At 63.3% G+C, this 18,399-nt stretch carries 14 protein-coding genes and 1 tRNA gene; 9 read left to right on the top strand and 6 right to left on the bottom strand.

Annotation, left to right across the window (positions count from 1 at the left end; all coding sequences use genetic code 11):
• Window positions 1-50 precede the first annotated feature (50 nt).
• The gene (locus OU419_RS22210; protein WP_254470595.1) at window positions 51-1,955 is read left to right on the top strand and encodes a M14 family metallopeptidase; all 1,905 of its coding nucleotides are present in this window, start codon (window positions 51-53) and stop codon (window positions 1,953-1,955) included.
• Window positions 1,956-2,017: 62 nt separating this feature from the next.
• Here OU419_RS22210 and OU419_RS22205 read toward each other — a convergent pair whose 3' ends face one another.
• The 4 genes from OU419_RS22205 to OU419_RS22190 all read right to left on the bottom strand — a co-directional run bounded on the left by OU419_RS22205 (window position 2,018) and on the right by OU419_RS22190 (window position 7,506).
• Window positions 2,018-4,867 carry a valine--tRNA ligase gene (locus OU419_RS22205; protein ID WP_254470596.1) on the bottom strand — a complete coding sequence of 950 codons (2,850 nt, stop codon included), beginning with the start codon at window positions 4,865-4,867 and terminating at the stop codon, window positions 2,018-2,020.
• A 194-nt stretch (window positions 4,868-5,061) separates the two neighbouring features.
• Window positions 5,062-5,430 (bottom strand): DNA polymerase III subunit chi, encoded by a 369-nt coding sequence (locus tag OU419_RS22200; protein WP_254470597.1) that lies wholly within the window; start codon window positions 5,428-5,430, stop codon window positions 5,062-5,064.
• 19 nt (window positions 5,431-5,449) lie between these two features.
• Window positions 5,450-5,878 (bottom strand): DNA polymerase III subunit chi, encoded by a 429-nt coding sequence (locus tag OU419_RS22195; protein ID WP_254470598.1) that lies wholly within the window; start codon window positions 5,876-5,878, stop codon window positions 5,450-5,452.
• A gap of 140 nt (window positions 5,879-6,018) precedes the next feature.
• A complete protein-coding gene (locus OU419_RS22190) occupies window positions 6,019-7,506 on the bottom strand; it encodes a leucyl aminopeptidase (protein WP_254470599.1) in 1,488 nt (495 codons plus the stop codon).
• 190 nt (window positions 7,507-7,696) lie between these two features.
• Between OU419_RS22190 and lptF the strand changes: the two genes are divergently transcribed.
• Together lptF and lptG are read left to right on the top strand one after the other, a co-directional pair.
• Window positions 7,697-8,821 (top strand): LPS export ABC transporter permease LptF, encoded by a 1,125-nt coding sequence (lptF, locus tag OU419_RS22185; RefSeq protein ID WP_254470600.1) that lies wholly within the window; start codon window positions 7,697-7,699, stop codon window positions 8,819-8,821.
• Complete coding sequence (gene lptG, locus OU419_RS22180; protein WP_254470601.1) at window positions 8,814-9,881, top strand: LPS export ABC transporter permease LptG; 1,068 nt, start codon at window positions 8,814-8,816, stop codon at window positions 9,879-9,881. The genes lptF and lptG overlap by 8 nt, the downstream gene beginning before the upstream one ends.
• 58 nt (window positions 9,882-9,939) lie before the next feature.
• Here lptG and OU419_RS22175 read toward each other — a convergent pair whose 3' ends face one another.
• Window positions 9,940-10,452: an RDD family protein gene (locus tag OU419_RS22175; protein WP_254470602.1), complete on the bottom strand. Its 513-nt coding sequence runs from the start codon at window positions 10,450-10,452 to the stop codon at window positions 9,940-9,942.
• 184 nt (window positions 10,453-10,636) lie between these two features.
• On the opposite strand from OU419_RS22175, the gene OU419_RS22170 reads away from it, so the two are divergent.
• Window positions 10,637-12,187: an EAL domain-containing protein gene (locus tag OU419_RS22170; RefSeq protein ID WP_254470603.1), complete on the top strand. Its 1,551-nt coding sequence runs from the start codon at window positions 10,637-10,639 to the stop codon at window positions 12,185-12,187.
• A gap of 590 nt (window positions 12,188-12,777) precedes the next feature.
• Here the strand turns inward: OU419_RS22170 and OU419_RS22165 are convergent.
• Window positions 12,778-12,864: transfer RNA gene (locus OU419_RS22165), tRNA-Leu, on the bottom strand.
• 109 nt (window positions 12,865-12,973) lie between these two features.
• On the opposite strand from OU419_RS22165, the gene queA reads away from it, so the two are divergent.
• The 5 genes from queA (at window position 12,974) to secF (ending at window position 18,382) form a co-directional block, all read left to right on the top strand.
• A complete protein-coding gene (gene queA, locus OU419_RS22160; protein WP_254470604.1) occupies window positions 12,974-14,017 on the top strand; it encodes a tRNA preQ1(34) S-adenosylmethionine ribosyltransferase-isomerase QueA in 1,044 nt (347 codons plus the stop codon).
• A gap of 12 nt (window positions 14,018-14,029) precedes the next feature.
• The gene (gene tgt / locus OU419_RS22155) at window positions 14,030-15,148 is read left to right on the top strand and encodes a tRNA guanosine(34) transglycosylase Tgt (protein WP_254470885.1); all 1,119 of its coding nucleotides are present in this window, start codon (window positions 14,030-14,032) and stop codon (window positions 15,146-15,148) included.
• 36 nt (window positions 15,149-15,184) lie between these two features.
• Window positions 15,185-15,526 (top strand): preprotein translocase subunit YajC, encoded by a 342-nt coding sequence (gene yajC / locus OU419_RS22150; protein WP_254470605.1) that lies wholly within the window; start codon window positions 15,185-15,187, stop codon window positions 15,524-15,526.
• Window positions 15,527-15,591: 65 nt separating this feature from the next.
• Window positions 15,592-17,454: a protein translocase subunit SecD gene (gene secD, locus OU419_RS22145; RefSeq protein WP_254470606.1), complete on the top strand. Its 1,863-nt coding sequence runs from the start codon at window positions 15,592-15,594 to the stop codon at window positions 17,452-17,454.
• Between the two features lie 10 nt (window positions 17,455-17,464).
• Window positions 17,465-18,382, top strand: coding sequence for a protein translocase subunit SecF (gene secF, locus OU419_RS22140; RefSeq protein WP_254470607.1), 918 nt, complete (start codon window positions 17,465-17,467; stop codon window positions 18,380-18,382).
• Window positions 18,383-18,399 lie beyond the last annotated feature (17 nt).

The raw sequence follows: 18,399 nt of genomic DNA, 5'->3' as shown, positions 1-18,399 counted from the left end.
CGGGCGCGGACGTGCCCGTAGGACGATTTGCTGCAAAAGGAGAATCTCCCATGCACCACCTCCCATCCCGGGCCCTGCTCGCCGGTCTGTTCGCCACTTCCAGCCTGCCCTTGTATGCCGCCTTGCCTTCGGCGCCGGGGTATATCGATGACAGCGGCTATTCCGCCGCCGCCAAGACCCGCATCCTGCCGCCAATGTTCGAGCAGAAGCTCGCTAGCACGCGCTACATCGCCAAGCCGGACAACCCGTTGATCACCCTGGCCGAGTCCAGCAGCTTCAAGGAGACCTCCGACTACCACCAGACGCGTGCCTGGCTGCAGAAGCTGGCAGAGGCCTCCGGTGGCGCCATCAGTCTCAGCGATCTGCCGGAGAACAGCGCCACTGGCGAGCCGATGCTGCTGGTCACTGCGTCCCGCGAGGCCGACAAGTCGGCGGCGGGGCTGAACAAGTCCGGCAAGCCGACCATCTTCGTCGAAGCGGAAATCCACCCCGGCGAGGCAAACGGCAAGGACGCGATGTTCATGCTGCTGCGCGACATGACCACCGGCGACAAGCCGTTGGCCGGTCTGCTGGACAAGGTGAACATCCTGTTCATCCCCACCGTGAACATCGATGGCGACCTGCGCCGCAGCCCCTACGGGCGGATCAACCAGAATGGCCCGGAAGTCACCGGTTGGCGGGTCAACGGCCTGAACTACAACCTCAACCGCGATTTCACCAAGCTCGACAGCGCGGAAATCCGCAACGTCGCCGCGGTGTTCAACCAGTACGACCTGAGCTTCTTCGCCGACACTCATTCCACCGACGGTGCCATGTACCCCTACGACAGCTCGTACTGCCACAACGGCAATGGCTGGTCGCCCGCTTCCAGCGAGTGGATGGACAAGGTCATGCGCGCTCCGGTGTACAAGGAGCTGGAAGGTGACGGCCACGTGGTCCACGAGTGCATCAGCCTCAACGACAACCAGGATCCGACCAAGGGCTATTACCCGTATCGCACGGACCTGGCGCGCTTTTCCAACCAGTACGGTGACATCCGCAACGTTCCGTCGATCCTCATCGAACAGCACGCCCTGCATCCCTACGAGACCCAGGTGCTGGGCAACTACGTGATGCTCAAGGCGATGTTCCAGGTGATCGGCGACAACGCCGATTCGCTGAAGCAGGCCATCGCCAGCGACCGCGAGCGCCTGGCTGCGCAGAAGGAGGTGATTCTCACCTGGAAGCCGGGCAAGGAGCAGCACACGCCCTTCACGGTCGGGGACTATCGCTACGAGGTATCGCCGATCACCGGGGCGAAAACCATCGTCTGGAGCAACAAGCCCAAGCAGTTGAACGTGCTGATCACCGATAACTCGGTTCCGGACCTGGTGGTGAAGCGGCCGAAGCAGTACGTGGTGCCGGTACAGTGGAGCGAGGTGATCGCGCGCCTGAAGTCCCACGGCATTCAGATGAAGACGCTGGACAAGGCCACGCCCATCGAAGTGACGATGTATCGCATGGACGACATCAAGCTGGCCGGCGGCTTCGAGCCGGATCGCGCCGCCGCCAACGAGATTCCCGGCTACGAGGGGCATCTGCTGGTGAGCGGCACTGGCAAGCCGTTCCAGCGCCTGCAGACCTATCCGGCCGGTTCGGTGGTGATCGACACCGACCAGCCGCTGGGCGTGCTGGCGATCAACTTGCTGACGGCGGAGAGCCCTGATTCGTTCTGGTCCTGGGGTTTCTTCAACTCGACCCTGGTATCTGCCGAGGAGCCGGAGGAGTACGTGATGGAGCCGATGGCGCGCAAGATGCTCGCCGAGGACCCGAAGCTGAAAGCCGAGTTCGAGAAGAAACTCAAGGATGACAAGGCCTTCGCCAAGGACCCGCAGGCGCGCCTGCAATGGTTCTATCAGCGCACGCCGTTCTATGACGTGAATGCCTATGTGTACCCGGTGGGGACGGTGTACTGAAGCCCGCCCGGCAGAAATGACAACGGCGCCCGAGGGCGCCGTTGTTTTTACCTTTCCAGGCCTTACAGGCTGGCGATCTTCTCGCGCTGCTGGATCAGGTTGGTCACGGCCTGCTCGGCTTCAGCCAGCTTGGCGCGTTCCTTTTCGATCACATCGGCCGGTGCCTTGGCGACGAAGCCTTCGTTGGTGAGCTTGCCGCCCACACGCTTGACTTCGCCTTCCAGGCGCTGGATTTCCTTGTCCAGGCGCGCCATCTCCGCGGCCTTGTCGATCAGGCCGGCCATCGGCACCAGCACCTGCAGGTCGCCCACCAGCGCGGTGGCGGACATCGGCGGCTCTTCGCCTTCGTCCAGCACGCGGATGGTTTCGAGCTTGGCCAGCTTCATCAGCAGCGGCTCGTTGTCGGCCAGGCGCCGGTGGTCTTCGGGCGATGCGTTGTTCAGCACCAGGTCGATGCGCTTGGCCATCGAGATATTCATCTCGCCGCGAATCTGGCGGATGCCGAGCATCAGTGCTTTGACCCACTCGATGTCGCCTTCGGCGGCGGCGTCGACCTTCGCTTCATCGGCGATCGGCCAGGGCTGCAGCATCAGGGTCTCACCGGACTTGCCGGCGGCGCCCTTGATGCGCTGCCAGATTTCCTCGGTGATGAACGGCATGAACGGGTGAGCCAGGCGCAGGGCGGTTTCCAGCACGCGGACCAGCGTACGGCGGGTGCCGCGCTGTCGCTCGATGGGAGCGTTTTCGTCCCACAGTACCGGCTTGACCAGTTCCAGGTACCAGGCGCAGTACTCGTCCCAGATGAACTCGTAGAGGGCCTGGGTGGCCAGGTCGAAGCGGAAGGCGTCGAGCTGGCGCGCGACTTCGATCTCGGTGCGTTGCAGGGCGGAGATGATCCAGCGGTCCACCGAGGACAGCTCGACCGGCTCGCCATTCACGCCGGTGTCCTTGCCATCGGTGTTCTCGATGACGAAGTTGGCGGCGTTCCACAGCTTGTTGCAGAAGTTGCGGTAGCCCTCGACGCGGCCCATGTCGAACTTGATGTCGCGACCGGTGGAAGCCAGCGAGCAGAAGGTGAAGCGCAGGGCGTCGGTGCCGAAGCTTGCGATGCCTTCGGGGAACTCGGCGCGGGTCTGCTTGGCGATCTTCTCGGCGAGCTTGGGCTGCATCATGCCGCTGGTGCGTTTTTCCAGCAGTTCGTCGAGGGTGATGCCGTCGACGATGTCCAGCGGGTCGAGCACGTTGCCCTTGGACTTGGACATCTTCTGGCCCTGGCCGTCGCGCACCAGGCCGTGCACGTAGACGGTCTTGAACGGAACCTGCGGAGTACCGTCCTCGTTCTTGATCAGGTGCATGGTCAGCATGATCATGCGCGCAACCCAGAAGAAGATGATGTCGAAGCCGGTTACCAGCACGTCGGTGGGGTGGAAGGTTTTCAGGAATTCGGTCTGCTCCGGCCAGCCGAGGGTGGAGAAGGTCCACAGGCCCGAGCTGAACCAGGTGTCCAGTACGTCTTCGTCCTGGCGCAGCGGCTGATCGCCCAGGTTGTGCCTGGCGCGTACTTCGGCTTCGTTGCGGCCGACGTAGACGTTGCCCGCTTCGTCGTACCAGGCCGGGATGCGGTGGCCCCACCACAGTTGACGGCTGATGCACCAGTCCTGGATGTCGCGCATCCAGCTGAAGTACATGTTCTCGTACTGCTTGGGCACGAACTGGATGCGGCCGTCTTCCACGGCGGCGATGGCCGGTTCGGCCAGCGGTTTGGTGGAGACGTACCACTGGTCGGTCAGCCACGGCTCGATGACGGTGCCGGAACGGTCGCCCTTGGGCACTTTCAGCGCGTGGTCGTCGATCTTCTCCAGCAGGCCGATGGCTTCGAAGTCGGCGACGATGCGCTTGCGCGCCTCGAAGCGGTCGAGGCCGGCGTAGGCTGCGGGGAGGCTGGCGTCGAGTTCGGCGTTGACGCTGCCGTCGAGCCTGAATACCTGGGCGGTGGCCAGGATGGCTGCGTCCTTGTCGAAGATGTTGATCAGCGGCAGGTCGTGACGCTTGCCGACTTCATAGTCGTTGAAGTCGTGGGCCGGGGTGATCTTCACGCAGCCGGTGCCGAATTCGCGATCAACGTAGTCGTCGGCGATGATGGGGATGCGGCGGTCCACCAGCGGCAGCTCGATGAAGGTGCCGATCAGCGCCTGGTAGCGCTCGTCCTCCGGGTGCACGGCGACCGCGCTGTCGCCGAGCATGGTTTCCGGGCGCGTGGTCGCGACGATCAGGTGGTCCTTGCCGTCGGCGGTCTTGTGACCGTCGGCCAGCGGGTAGCGCAGGTGCCAGAGGTGGCCCTTCTCGTCGTGGTTCTCCACTTCCAGGTCGGAAATGGCGGTGTGGAACTTGGTATCCCAGTTGACCAGGCGCTTGCCGCGGTAGATCAGGCCGTCTTCATGCAGGCGCACGAAGGCTTCCTTCACCGCTTCGGACAGGCCATCGTCCATCGTGAAACGTTCGCGCGACCAGTCCACGGAGGAGCCCAGACGGCGAATCTGGCGGGTGATGGTGCCGCCGGACTGCTCCTTCCACTCCCAGACCTTCTCCAGGAACTTCTCGCGGCCCAGGTCGTGGCGGGCGATGCCCTGCGCGGCCAGTTGGCGCTCCACCACCATCTGGGTGGCGATGCCGGCGTGGTCGGTACCCGGCTGCCACAGGGTATTGCGGCCCTGCATGCGGCGGTAGCGGATCAGCGCGTCCATGATGGCGTTGTTGAAGCCGTGCCCCATGTGCAGGCTGCCGGTGACGTTCGGCGGCGGGATCATGATGGTGTACGGCTCGCCGGAACCCTGCGGGGCGAAGTAGTTGTTCTTCTCCCAGGTGGGGTACCAGTGGGATTCGATGGCGTGGGGCTGGTAGGTCTTGTCCATGAGCGCGGCGGGACCCTGATAAGGCTAGACGGAAAACCGGTGAGTATAACGGTGCGTGAGGCCGGCAAGCCACCGGCGCGGTTGGCGGTGCGCCCGATGGCGGTGTGGCGGGATGGCGCGGCGGGGGTTCGAGGCGCCTTTCATCGGGAACTCCGCCTTTTCAGACGGCGCTAGCGCGACATGCGTGGCGTACTTCAGCTCTTGCGCTGGGCCAGCAGCCGTTGCAGGCGGGCCTCCAGGCGGCGTTGCAGTTCTGCCTCGATCTGCGGCACGAAATCATCGATGACGTCCTGCAGGATCAACTGGGCGGCGGAACGCAGCTCCAGGTCCAGCCGATCGAGCCCGGCGGGGGGCGGGTTGCCGGTCGGGGCGGGCGCCACCGTGGCAGGTTCCGGCGCGCGCGGGGCAGGGGCGACGACATCAGAGAGCAGCGGGATGTTGTCCGGCTCGAAGGATTCGGTGAGCAGCGGCGGCTCGTTGTCCGACTCGCCCAGTAATTCGCGGATCGACTTGAGGTCGTCCATCAGGTGGTCGGGGTCTTGCGGGGGCTTACGGCTATCCATGATCTTCGCTGAAGCATTCTCAGGGGCGCGGCAGGCGATGGTCTTGCAAAGGATAGCCCTGCTCGCGGTATTGACGGAAATTCTCCCGGGCGGCCTGACGAATCGCCGGCTCTTCGATCACCAGTTCGGCGACCCGGCTGAAACGCGCGACGAAGTCGGGAATGGCGAGCGTCAGGTTGATCAGCAGGTCGCGGTGGCTCTCCGGGGCTTCGCCCAGGCCGAGCACCACCGGCGAGTCGGCGTCCTCTTCCACCGCGTTGTGCGGGATGAAGGTCTCGCCACGGAAACTCCACAGGCGGGCATCCAGTGTTTCGCGCTGGGCTTCGTCGGTGCACAGCACGAAGACCCGCATGCCTTGCCGCCAGGCCTTTTCGGCCAGGCGGCAGGCGATGGTCAGGCGTGCGTCGGGATCGGCGCTGGGAATGACGTAGAAGTCTACCCGGGTCATTTTCTGGCCCCAAAGCGGTTGCGTTTGCTCATGCAGCGTTGAAAACCTGCGCAAATTGCTCGTTTACAAAGCACGAACCGCGCATTTGCGCAGGCGCTCGCAACGCCTGGGAAACCAGAAAACATGCCTGTGTCACTCCGTTACTTGGCGCGGTCCAGCAGGTACTGGGTCAGCAGCGGAACCGGGCGGCCAGTGGCGCCCTTGTCCTTGCCACCGCTGATCCAGGCGGTGCCGGCGATGTCCAGATGCGCCCAGTGGTACTTCTTGGCGAAGCGCGACAGGAAGCAGCCGGCGGTGATGGTGCCGGCTTTCGGCCCGCCGATGTTGGCGATGTCGGCGAACGGGCTGTCCAGTTGCTCCTGGTACTCGTCGAACAGCGGCAGTTGCCAGGCGCGGTCGTCGGCGACTTCGCCGGCCTTGAGCAGTTGCCGCACCAGAGCGTCGTTGTTGCCCATCAGGCCCGAGGTGTTGGAGCCCAAGGCGACGATGCAGGCGCCGGTCAGGGTGGCGATGTCCACCACCGATTGCGGCTTGAAGCGTTCGGCGTAGGTCAGCGCGTCGCACAGCACCAGGCGGCCTTCGGCATCGGTGTTGAGAATCTCGACGGTCTGGCCGCTCATGGTGGTGACGATGTCGCCGGGGCGGGTGGCGCCGCCGCTGGGCATGTTCTCTGCACAGGCCATCAGGCCCACCAGGTTGATCGGCAGTTGCAATTCGAGCACGGCACGGAAGGTGCCGAACACGCTGGCGGCGCCGCACATGTCGAATTTCATCTCGTCCATGCCCAGGCCGGGCTTGAGGCTGATGCCACCGGTGTCGAAGGTGATGCCCTTGCCGACCAGCACGTGGGGAGCTTCGTCCTTCTTGCCGCCGTTGTACTGCAGGACGATCAGGCGCGGTGGCTGGTCGCTGCCCTGGGCTACCGCCAGGAACGAGCCCATGCCCAGTTCACGCAATTTCTTCTCATCGAGGACTTCGACCTTCAGGCCTTTGTATTCCTTGGCCAGGTTCTTGGCCTGCTCGCCGAGGAAGGTCGGGTGGCAGAGGTTCGGGGGCATGTTGCCCAGGTCGCGGGTCAGGGCCATGCCGTTGGCGATGGCCTGGGCCTCCCGGGCACCCTGTTCGACAGCAGCGGCATCGGCCTTGTCGACCAGCAGGGTGATCTTCTTGAGCTTGAGCGCATCGACTTTCTGGCTCTTGAAACGATCGAAAACGTAGGTGCCGTCGGCCAGGGTCTCGACCAGCAGGCGAGCCTTGCCGTGGGCATTGCGGCCCTTGAGCGCCAGGTCGCCCAGCGCCAGCACGGCGTCGCCGCCGCCCAGGCTCTTCAGATTGCCGAGGACGGCGGAAACCAGTTTGCGGTAGGCGCGGTCTGAAAGTTCGCGCTCCTTGCCCGCGCCGACCAGCAGTACGCGTTCGGCCTTAAGCTTGGGTAAATCCTGCAGGAGTAGTGTCTGGCCGACCTTGCCCGCCAGGTCGCCGCGCTTGAGCAGGGCGCTGATGGCGCCACCGGTGACTTCGTCGACGGCCTTGGCGGTCGCACCGAGCTTGCGGCCTTCGCCAACGGCGATGACCAGGGTGGCGGTTTTCAGGGTTTCCGGACGTACGCTTTTTACAAGGAATTCCATGACTTGGTGTCCCCGGGACAAAGGGCAAGGTGGTCTGCGAGGTTCAGGCAGACTGCGCAGTGACAGGTCTGGCGAATCGCAGGATAATGCCGGCTATTTTCGCTGGATCGCGCTTGCGCGGGCCGGCAAGGCTTCACGGCGGCTAGTTTGAGCGTAGCCGCCTGAACGTGACAACCCTGGAGTGTCCGGTTTGATTGTCTTCCGTTATCTGTCCCGTGAAGTGCTGATCACCATGAGCGCGGTGAGTGCCGTGCTGCTGGTGATCATCATGAGCGGCCGTTTCATCAAGTACCTGGCGCAAGCCGCCCAAGGCATGCTCGATCCGGGCTCGCTGTTCATGATCATGGGGGTGCGCCTGCCGGGTTTCCTCCAGTTGATCCTGCCGCTGGGCCTGTTCCTGGGTATCCTGCTGGCGTATGGCCGCCTGTACCTGGACAGCGAGATGACGGTGCTGACTGCCACCGGCATGAGCCAGCAGCGCCTGCTCACCTATACCTTGGCCCCGGCGCTGCTGGTGGCGCTGATCGTTGCCTGGCTGAGCCTGCTGCTGGCACCGCAGGGCATCACCCAGATGCAGTTGCTGCTGAACAAGCAGGACGCGATGACCGAGTTCGACACCCTGGCGCCCGGGCGCTTCCAGTCGATGCGCGACGGTTCGCGGGTGACTTATACCGAGACGCTGGCCAACGAGCGCACCCAGCTTGGCGGTGTGTTCATTTCCGACAAGAACCCCCCGCGCAATGGCAAGGATGGCGGTGTGTCGCTGCTGGTGGCGACCAGCGGCGAGCAGCAGATCCACGCCGACGGCAGCCGCTACCTCATCCTCAAGGACGGCTATCGCTACGATGGCACGCCAGGACAGGCCGATTACCGGGCGATCAAGTACGACACCTACGGTGTCCTGCTGCCCAAGCCGGAAGTCAGCAGTGAAATCGACGATCGCGATGCCATCCCGACTTCCGAGCTGTTCGCCAGTGATGACGTGCGCATGAAGTCCGAACTGCAGTGGCGGCTTTCCATCCCGCTGCTGGTGTTCGTCGTGACAGTGCTGGCCGTGCCGCTGTCCAGAGTGAACCCGCGCCAGGGCCGCTTCCTCAAGCTGTTGCCCGCGGTCCTGCTCTACATGACCTACCTGGCGCTGCTGATCGCCGGTCGCGGAATGCTCGACAAGGGCAAGATTCCGCTCATCCTGGGGCTGTGGTGGATCCACGCGCTGTTCCTGGCGATCGGCCTGTTGCTGCTGTACTGGGAGCCGCTGAGGCTGAAACTGGCCGCCGCGCGGGCGAATTCTGGGCGGGAGCCGAAGCATGCGTAAGCTGGATCGTTACATCGGTACTACCGTCTTCGTCTCCATCCTGGCAGTGCTCGGGGTGATCCTCGGGCTGGCCGAGCTGTTCGCCTTCGTCGACCAACTGGGGCAGATCACCGAGACCTATACCCTTACTGACGCGCTGACCTTCGTGGCTCTGACCGCGCCCAGCCGTGGCTACGACATGCTGCCGATGGCCGCGCTGATCGGCTGCCTGGTGGGCCTGGGTTCCCTGGCCAGCAACAGCGAACTGACGATCATGCGTGCTGCCGGTGTGTCGCTGCAGCGCATCGTCTGGGCCGTGATGAAGCCGATGCTGGTGCTGATGTTCGCCGGCATCCTGGTCGGCGAATACGTGGTGCCCTACACCGAGACGATGGCCCAGAGCGGCCGCGCCCTGGCCCAGAGCGGCGGTGGCGCGCAGAGTTCGAAGTCCGGCCTGTGGCACCGCCAGGGCCGTGAGTTCATCCATATCAACGTGGTGCGCCCTGACGGTGTGCTGCTGGGCGTGACCCGCTACGACTTCGACGACGCCCATCGCCTGCAGACCGCCAGCTTCGCCAGGACCGCGACCTTCCGGGATAACCAGTGGGTGCTGGAAGAGGTGACTACCACCGTGCTGCATGCGGAGCAGAAGCGCAGCGAGGTGGTGACCGCTCCTACCGAAGTCTGGAACATCCAGCTCAGCCCGCAGTTGCTCAACACCGTGGTGATGGAGCCGGAGGCGCTGTCGATCACCGGGTTGTGGAGCTATATCCACTATCTGCAGGACCAGGGCCTGAGTTCCAATCGTTACTGGCTGGCGTTCTGGACCAAGATCCTGCAGCCGGCCGTGACCGCTGCGCTGGTGCTGATGGCGATCTCCTTCATCTTCGGCCCGCTGCGCAGTGTGACCCTTGGTCAGCGTGTGTTCACCGGCGTGCTGGTGGGCTTCACCTTCCGCATCGCCCAGGACCTGCTCGGCCCTTCCAGCCAGGTGTTCAACTTCCCGCCGTTGCTGGCAGTGCTGGTACCGGCTGCGATCTGTGCGTTCCTCGGTACGCTGCTGCTCAAGCGAGCAGGCTAGCGACGTACTTTCCGAATGCAGAAAAAGCCGGCAATCGCCGGCTTTTTTCGTTTTGGGTTCAGCTCCGACCCTGGGTCGCCTTGCGCACCGATTTGGGAATCTGGATCACCACGCTCTCCGAGTAGCGATCCTGCCAGGTGCGCTTGTCCTTGTCCCAGAGCATCCAGAGGAAGCCGAGCCCCAGGCAGCCCCAGGAACCGATGGAGATGATGAAGCGCAGCAGCGCCTGCAGCAGGCTGATGCGCGAGCCGTCGGTGTTCTGCACGCGGATGCCCCAGACCTGCATGCCGAGGGTCTGGCCGTTGTGGGTCCAGAACTTCGCGAAGAAGGCGAACAGGCTGATGAACAGCAGGCTGGAGAGCAGCGGATCACCGATCAGGCCACCCTGATCGGCCAGTTGCTTGAGTTTTTCGCTGCCGTAGATGAGCCGGAGCAGGCCCTGCTGGTAGGCCAGTGTCACCACCATCAACAGTGCCACGCAGAGCAGGAAGTCGTAGAACATCGCGGCAAAACGGCGGATGAGCGTGGCGGGCGGGTAGTTGCCCGCGGGCTGGAGCTGCGGCTTGGACATGGCGTCTTCTATGGGCAATCGTGGGTGGCAGGGCATGGCCCCGGATGGATGGGGCTGGATTATACGGCTTCCCGCCATCTTCGGCGTTCGTTGGGCCAGCCTGTTCTAAGCTCAACGCAGCCAAGCCCGCCGGGGGCGAGGCGATACGCCGCAGGTAGTGGCGTCGCTACAGCAGGGAACAAGGATGCCGTTACGCAACTATGCCCGCCGCAGGCTGGTGCCCCGATTGGTGTTTGCCCTGTCGTTGGCGGCGCTGCCGCTGCTCCTGGGAAGCGCGATCATCTATTGGCAGACCTTGCGCGGGTTGTCCGCCGAGGCGCGTACCGCCACGCACGAGGCTGTGCGGCTGTTCGACCTGATGCTCGGCAACGCCGAGGGCGCGGCCAGGGTGGCGCTCTCGCACCGCGGGCAAACCTGCGCCGACGTGACATTGGTGCTGCGCGAGCAGGTGGCGGTAGTTCCCTTCGTGCGCTCGGTCAACCTTACCCACGGCGACGACATTTACTGCACCTCGCTGTTCGGCGAATCCAAGGCGTCGCTGGAGCGTTCGCTCTATGTGAATGGCCGCCTGCGCCTGATGGCGGGCAACCCGATTACGCCGGATGTCGGCCTGCTGATCCTGCGGCGCGAGGAGGGCGAGTATGGCGCGCTGGCAACCGTCGATGGCCGTTACCTGAGCAGCACGCTGCAACTGGTCGACCAGCGCAGCGACCTGCAACTGCTGGTGGGCGGAGAGTGGATGGATGAGGAGGGCAACGTCTCCCAGGGCGAGCCCGTGCCCTTGCCGGTCGGGCATGTACGGATCGACTCCGAGCGCTTTCCCTACTCTGTGGTCGGTGGGTTCGCCGAAGGTTCGCAATGGCGCCATATACGCGAGGAAGCGTTGCCGCTCGCGTCGCTGCTGATCGCGCTCGGCCTGATCTCGGGTGTGGCCTGCTACTGGCTGTGGGGGCGCTCGGCGACGCCCAGTCTGGAGCTGGAGCGGGCGCTGATGGCGGGTGAGTTCGTTCCCTACCTGCAACCGCTGGTGGACGCGCGGGACGGCCACTGGACTGGCGCGGAGGTGCTGATGCGCTGGAAACACCCCCGCGAAGGCATGGTCGGCCCCGATTTGTTCATACCTCTGGCCGAGCGCTCCGGCCTGATCGTGCCGATGACCCGCGACCTGATGCACCGGGTCGGCGAGGGTCTGGCGCCCTACGGAGAACTGCTTGGCGAAGGTTTCCACCTGGGAATCAACATCAGCGCGGTGCATTGCAGTGACCCTTCGCTGTTCGATGATTGCTTGAGCCTGCAGGCTCGCTTCCTGCCTCATCGGCCGGTTCTGGTGCTGGAGTTGACCGAGCGTGAGCTGCTCGCCGCAAGCGAGGCGACTGACAGGTTGTTCAGTCGCCTGGATGCCCAGGGCATTCGTTTGGCCATCGATGATTTCGGTACCGGCAATTCGAGCCTGGCCTATTTGCACCGCTTCAAGGTGGACGCGCTGAAGATCGACAAGAGCTTCGTCACCATGATCGGCGTGGACGCGCTGTCCCGGCACATACTCGACAGCATCGTCGAGCTGTGCGGAAAGCTCGATCTGATGATCATCGCCGAGGGCGTGGAGACCGAGGAGCAGTGGCGCTATCTGGCTGAGCGGGGAGTGGGTGTGCTGCAGGGCTATCTGTTCGGCAAACCGATGCCGATGGAAGACTTCCTGCTGGCGATGCGTGAGAGAAACGGCGGGGCCCACTGATGATTGTCCCTGAGGCGCCGAAGAGAATGCCTTTCTCCATCGTCGTTTCCCTGCCCGAGGTGGTACCGGAGTTTTTCATGATCACTACGTTGGATCTCAACTTCAGATCACCCGGCAAGAGTTCGTCGAGGGTGCTGGCCTTGGCGTTCGAATAGATCCGCCAGGCCGCGGCGGATTCGCTCTTGATGTGGTGTTTGGCGGAAGCGATACCACGACGGCTTCATCTTGGCTGTAGATCGTTGCCCAGTGTGGCGTGAGCTCGGTCTCGATATCCAACGCGCTGGCGTACGCTGCCATTTCAAGCTCCGATCCATGGAGAATGAGGGCTGTCGGGATTTGCCCTCGGGAGAGGGGCGCCCATCCATGCCGGAGCGTAGGCGGATGATTCGAGGCGCCTGGCAAGAAGGTCTACTCGCGGTCACTCGATCCATGCCCTCGGGGCATGAGGCAAGATCGAACTCCCGTTGAGCATGCCCCGCGGAACCTGAGGCTTACGTGGAAGGGATGGAAATCCCGGGCAACAAAAAACCGGCCAGAGGCCGGTTCGTCGTGGGTTTCGGGATTTCCCGGGAAGTCCTGAAACAATGTGATGGTGCCTCGGGAGAGACTCGAACTCTCACTCTGTCGCCAGAAACGGATTTTGAATCCGCCGCGTCTACCGATTCCGCCACCGAGGCAATGGCGGCGCAGTATAGGGAGGTGCTCTGCTGCGGTCAATCCGCTCGAATGGTCAGAATTTGGCAATTCCAGTAAGATAATCGGCCCTTCGAGATAGCTCTCCCCCCAATGCGCGTCGCTGACTTTCATTTCGATCTGCCCGAGACGCTGATCGCTCGTCACCCCCTCGCCGAACGCCGTGCCAGCCGCCTGCTGGTACTGGACGGCCCGAGCGGTGAACTCGGCCATCGGCAGTTCGCCGATATCCTGGGCTACCTGCAGCCCGGCGACCTGATGGTGTTCAACAACACTCGGGTCATTCCTGCCCGCCTGTTTGGCCAGAAGGCCTCTGGCGGCAAACTGGAAATTCTGGTGGAGCGCGTGCTGGACAGCCACCGCGTGCTGGCCCACGTACGCTCCAGCAAGTCGCCCAAGCCGGGTTCGAAGATTCTCATCGATGGTGGCGGGGAGGCCGAAATGCTGCAGCGCCATGACGCGCTGTTCGAGCTGGGTTTCAGCGAGGAAGTGCTGCCGTTGCTGGAGCGCGTCGGCCATATGCCGCTGCCGCCCTACATCGACCGGCCGGACGAGGAGTCGGATCGCGAGCGCTACCAGACCGTCTATGCCGAGCGCGCCGGCGCCGTGGCGGCGCCCACGGCGGGCCTGCATTTCGATGAGGCGCTGCTGGAGGCGATCCGGGCCAAGGGCGTCGAGACCGCATTCGTGACTCTGCACGTCGGTGCCGGCACGTTCCAGCCTGTACGCGTCGAGCGTATCGAAGATCACCACATGCACAACGAGTGGCTGGAAGTCAGCCAGGAGGTGGTCGATGCGGTGGCTGCGTGCAAGGCGCGAGGTGGCCGCGTGGTCGCCGTCGGCACTACCAGCGTGCGTTCGCTGGAGAGTGCGGCCCGCGATGGCGAGCTGAAGCCTTTCAGTGGCGATACGGACATCTTCATCTACCCCGGGCGACCGTTCCATGTGGTCGACGCTCTGGTGACCAATTTCCATTTGCCCGAATCCACGCTGCTGATGCTGGTATCGGCCTTCGCCGGCTATCCCGAGACCATGTCCGCCTACGCGGCGGCGGTGGAGCAGGGGTACCGTTTCTTCAGTTACGGCGATGCCATGTTCATCACCCGCAATCCCGCGCCGCGCGGGCCCGAGGACTGATCCATGAGTTTCATGAAATTCGAACTGCTGGCCACCGAGGGCAAGGCTCGGCGCGGCCGCCTGACCTTCCCGCGTGGTGTCGTGGAGACGCCGGCGTTCATGCCGGTGGGCACCTACGGCACGGTGAAGGGCATGCTTCCTCACGATATCGAGGGTATCGGTGCGCAGATCATCCTCGGCAATACGTTCCACCTGTGGCTGCGCCCGGGGACCGAGGTGATCAGGAAGCACGGCGACCTGCACGATTTCATGCAGTGGAAGGGGCCGATCCTGACCGATTCCGGCGGTTTTCAGGTGTTCAGTCTCGGTGCGCTGCGCAAGATCAAGGAAGAGGGCGTCTATTTCGCCTCTCCGGTAGACGGCGCCAAGGTATTCATGGGGCCGGAAGAATCCATGGCGGTACAGCGTGCGCTGGGCTCGGATATCGTGATGATCTTCGACGAGTGCACGCCGTATCCGGCGGAGTTCGACGTGGCCAAGCGCTCGATGGAGCTTTCGCTGCGTTGGGCCAAGCGCTCGAAGATAGCCCACGGCGACAGTCCGTCGGCCCTGTTCGGCATCGTTCAGGGTGGCATGCACGAAGAGCTGCGCATGCGCTCGCTGGAAGGTCTGCAGGAAATCGGCTTCGATGGCCTTGCCATCGGCGGCCTGTCGGTGGGCGAACCCAAGGACGAGATGATTCGCGTGCTCGACTTCCTGCCGTCGCACATGCCGGCTGACAAACCTCGTTACCTGATGGGTGTGGGCAAACCGGAAGACCTCGTGGAAGGTGTGCGCCGGGGCGTCGACATGTTCGACTGCGTCATGCCGACCCGCAACGCACGCAATGGTCACCTTTTCGTTGACACCGGGGTGATCAAGATCCGCAATGCGGTGCACAAGCATGACGAATCGCCGCTGGATCCTACCTGCGATTGCTACACCTGCAAGCACTTCTCCCGCGCCTATCTCTACCATCTCGACAAGTGTGGGGAAATGCTCGGCAGCATGCTCAATACCATCCATAACTTGCGGCATTATCAGCGGCTTATGGCTGGTTTGCGCGAGGCAATCCAACAGGGTACATTGGCGAACTTTGTCGATGCCTTCTATGCCCGGCGCGGCCTTCCCACGCCGCCCCTGGCCGATTGACCTTTCATCGAAAAAGCCCTGTGACAGGAGTTTCCAATGAGCTTTCTAATTCCCGCTGCCTACGCTGACGCCGCGGCCCCCGCCGCCGCTGCTGGTCCGGCTGGCACCGGCTTCGAGTGGGTGTTCCTGGTCGGTTTCCTGGTCATCTTCTACCTGATGATCTGGCGTCCCCAGGCCAAACGTTCCAAAGAGCACAAGAACCTGCTCGCCGGTCTGCAGAAGGGTGACGAAGTAGTCACTTCCGCTGGTATTGCCGGCAAGGTGACCAAAGTGGCTGACGACTTCGTAGTGGTCGAGGTATCCGACAATGTCGAGCTGAAGTTCCAGAAGGGCGCGATCGCCGCGACCCTGCCGAAAGGCACGCTCAAGGCCATCTGATCCAACCAACTAGAAACCCAATCGACGGGGCGCATGATGCGCCCCGCGTTATAACGGGCGGTGTCATGCTCAACAAATATCCCCTGTGGAAGTATCTGCTGATCCTGGCGGTCCTGGCCGTCGGTTTCATCTATTCCGCACCCAACCTATATCCGGATGACCCGGCTGTGCAGATCAGTGGTGCGAGCACTGCGCTGCAGGTATCCCAGGCCGATCTGGACAAAGCCAGCAAGGCGCTGGCCGATGCGGGGATCGCCGTCAAGGCGGACTCCCTCGGCAAGAACAGCGGCCTGATCCGCCTGGTCAAGCAGGAAGACCAATTGCCGGCCAAGGACATCGTCCGCCGCGCACTCGGCGACGAATACGTGGTTGCCCTGAACCTGGCGCAGACCACTCCCGGCTGGCTGCGCAAGCTGGGCGCCAGCCCGATGAAGCTGGGCCTGGACCTGTCCGGTGGTGTGCACTTCCTGCTGGAAGTGGACATGGACAAGGCTGTCGAAGCGCGCATGAAGGTCTACGAAAGCGAGATCAAGAGTGCCCTGCGCAAGGAGCGCGTGCGCTACCGCAGTCTGCCGGCACAGGACGGCGGCATCCAGTTGGGCTTCACCGAGGAAGGCGACCTGGACAAGGCCAAGTCGTTGATCGCCAAGGACTATCGTGACTTCGAAGTCACCCAGAGCGAGCGCACCGGCATGCAGGTGCTGCGCCTGGCGATGACTCCAGCCAAGCTCGCGGAGATCCGCGAGTATTCGATCAAGCAGAACCTCACCACCGTCCGCAACCGTGTGAACGAGCTGGGCGTTTCCGAGCCGCTCGTGCAGCGCCAGGGCGCCAACCGTATCGTCGTCGAGCTGCCGGGCGTGCAGGATACCGCCGAGGCCAAGCGTATCCTCGGCAAGACCGCCAACCTGGAATTCCGCCTCGCGGCGGAGCCGGATGCGATCAAGTCCGCCACCGAGACCTTCGAGTTTCGTGAGCCGCGTCGTCCGCCGGCTACCCTGGAACGTGGCGTAATCATCACCGGTGACCAGGTTACCGATGCCAGCGCCAGCTTCGATGAGAACGGTCGTCCGCAAGTGAACATCCGTCTGGATGGCCACGGCGGCGAGCTGATGAACCGAGCAACCCGCAACAATGTCGGCCGCAGCATGGCGGTGGTGTTCATCGAGCAGAAGCCGATCACGCGCTACGCCAGGCAGGTAGTCGATGGCGTCGAGCAGGATGTCGCCGTTCCGGCGTTCAAGGAAGAGAAGAAGATCATCAGCCTGGCGACCATCCAGTCGCCGCTGGGCAACCAGTTCCGCATCACCGGCCTGGACGCTCCGGGCGAGTCCTCCGAGCTGGCCCTGCTGCTGCGCGCCGGTGGCCTGGCTGCGCCGATGTACTTCGCCGAAGAGCGCACCATCGGCCCGAGCCTGGGGGCGGACAACATCGCCAAGGGTATCGATGCTTCCCTGTGGGGCATGGTCTTCGTTTCTCTGTTCATTATCGTGATCTACCGCTTCTTCGGCGTTATCGCGACCGTCGCACTGGCCTTCAACATGGTCATGCTGGTGGCGCTGATGTCTGTCCTCGGTGCGACCCTTACCCTGCCGGGTATCGCGGGTATCGTTCTGACGATGGGTATGGCGGTGGACGCCAACGTGCTGATCTTCTCGCGTATCCGCGAGGAGCTGGCGGCGGGAATGTCCGTGCAGCGGGCGATCCATGAAGGCTTCAATCGCGCCTTCACCGCGATCCTCGACGCCAACCTGACCTCGCTGCTGGTCGGCGGCATCCTTTACGCCATGGGCACCGGCCCGGTGAAGGGCTTCGCCGTGACCATGTCCCTCGGCATCATTACCTCGATGTTCACGGCCATCATGGTCACCCGCGCGATGGTCAACCTGATCTTCGGCGGCCGCGACTTCAAGAAGCTGTGGATCTAAGGGGTCTGCGATGAATATCAAGATCGGTACTATCAACTTCATGGGCGTACGCAACGTTGCGTTCGCCTGCACCCTGATCCTGACCCTGATCGCCCTTGGTAGCTGGTTCATCAAGGGCATCAACTTCGGCCTCGACTTCACTGGCGGTACGTCGATCAAGCTGACCTACGAGCAGCCTGCCGACCTCGCCAAGGTGCGTGAGCAACTGGTTGCCGCCGGTTACGGCGAAGCCGTGGTGCAGAGCTTCGGCGATACTCGGGATGTGCTGGTGCGTATGCCCAGTGAAGACCCGGAGCTGGGCAAGAAGGTTGCCAGCGCGCTGCAGAAGGCCGACTCGTCCAATCCGGCGCGCGTGAATGGCGTCGAGTACGTCGGTCCGCAGGTCGGTGAAGAGCTCCGTGACCAGGGTGGCCTCGGTATGCTCCTGGCGCTTGGTGGGATCCTGTTGTACGTGGGCTTCCGCTTCCAGTGGAAATTCGCGCTGGGCGCGATCCTCTCACTGATCCATGACGCCATCATCGTGATGGGTGTGCTGTCGTTCTTCCAGATCACCTTCGACCTGACCGTGCTGGCCGCGGTGCTGGCGGTGGTGGGCTATTCGTTGAACGACACCATTGTGATCTTCGACCGGGTGCGCGAGAACTTCCGCGTGCTGCGCAAGGCCAGCCTGATCGATAACATCAACATCTCGACCAGCCAGACCTTGCTGCGGACCATTGCGACGTCAGTGTCGACCCTGCTGGCGATCGCCGCCCTGTTGTTCTTCGGTGGCGACAACCTGTTCGGCTTCTCGATCGCTCTGTTCGTTGGTGTGATGGCAGGTACCTACTCATCCATCTACATCGCCAACGTGGTGCTGATCTGGCTGAATCTGTCCAGCGAGGATCTGATTCCGCCGCCGAGCAAGGAAGCTGACGAGCGCCCGTGATAGAGCGCTTCAAGGCC

This window comes from Pseudomonas triclosanedens (genome assembly GCF_026686735.1).
Lineage (GTDB): Bacteria > Pseudomonadota > Gammaproteobacteria > Pseudomonadales > Pseudomonadaceae > Pseudomonas > Pseudomonas triclosanedens.
The sequence above is the reverse complement of the archived record's forward strand: the minus strand, read 5'-3'. Positions and strand labels throughout refer to the sequence as shown.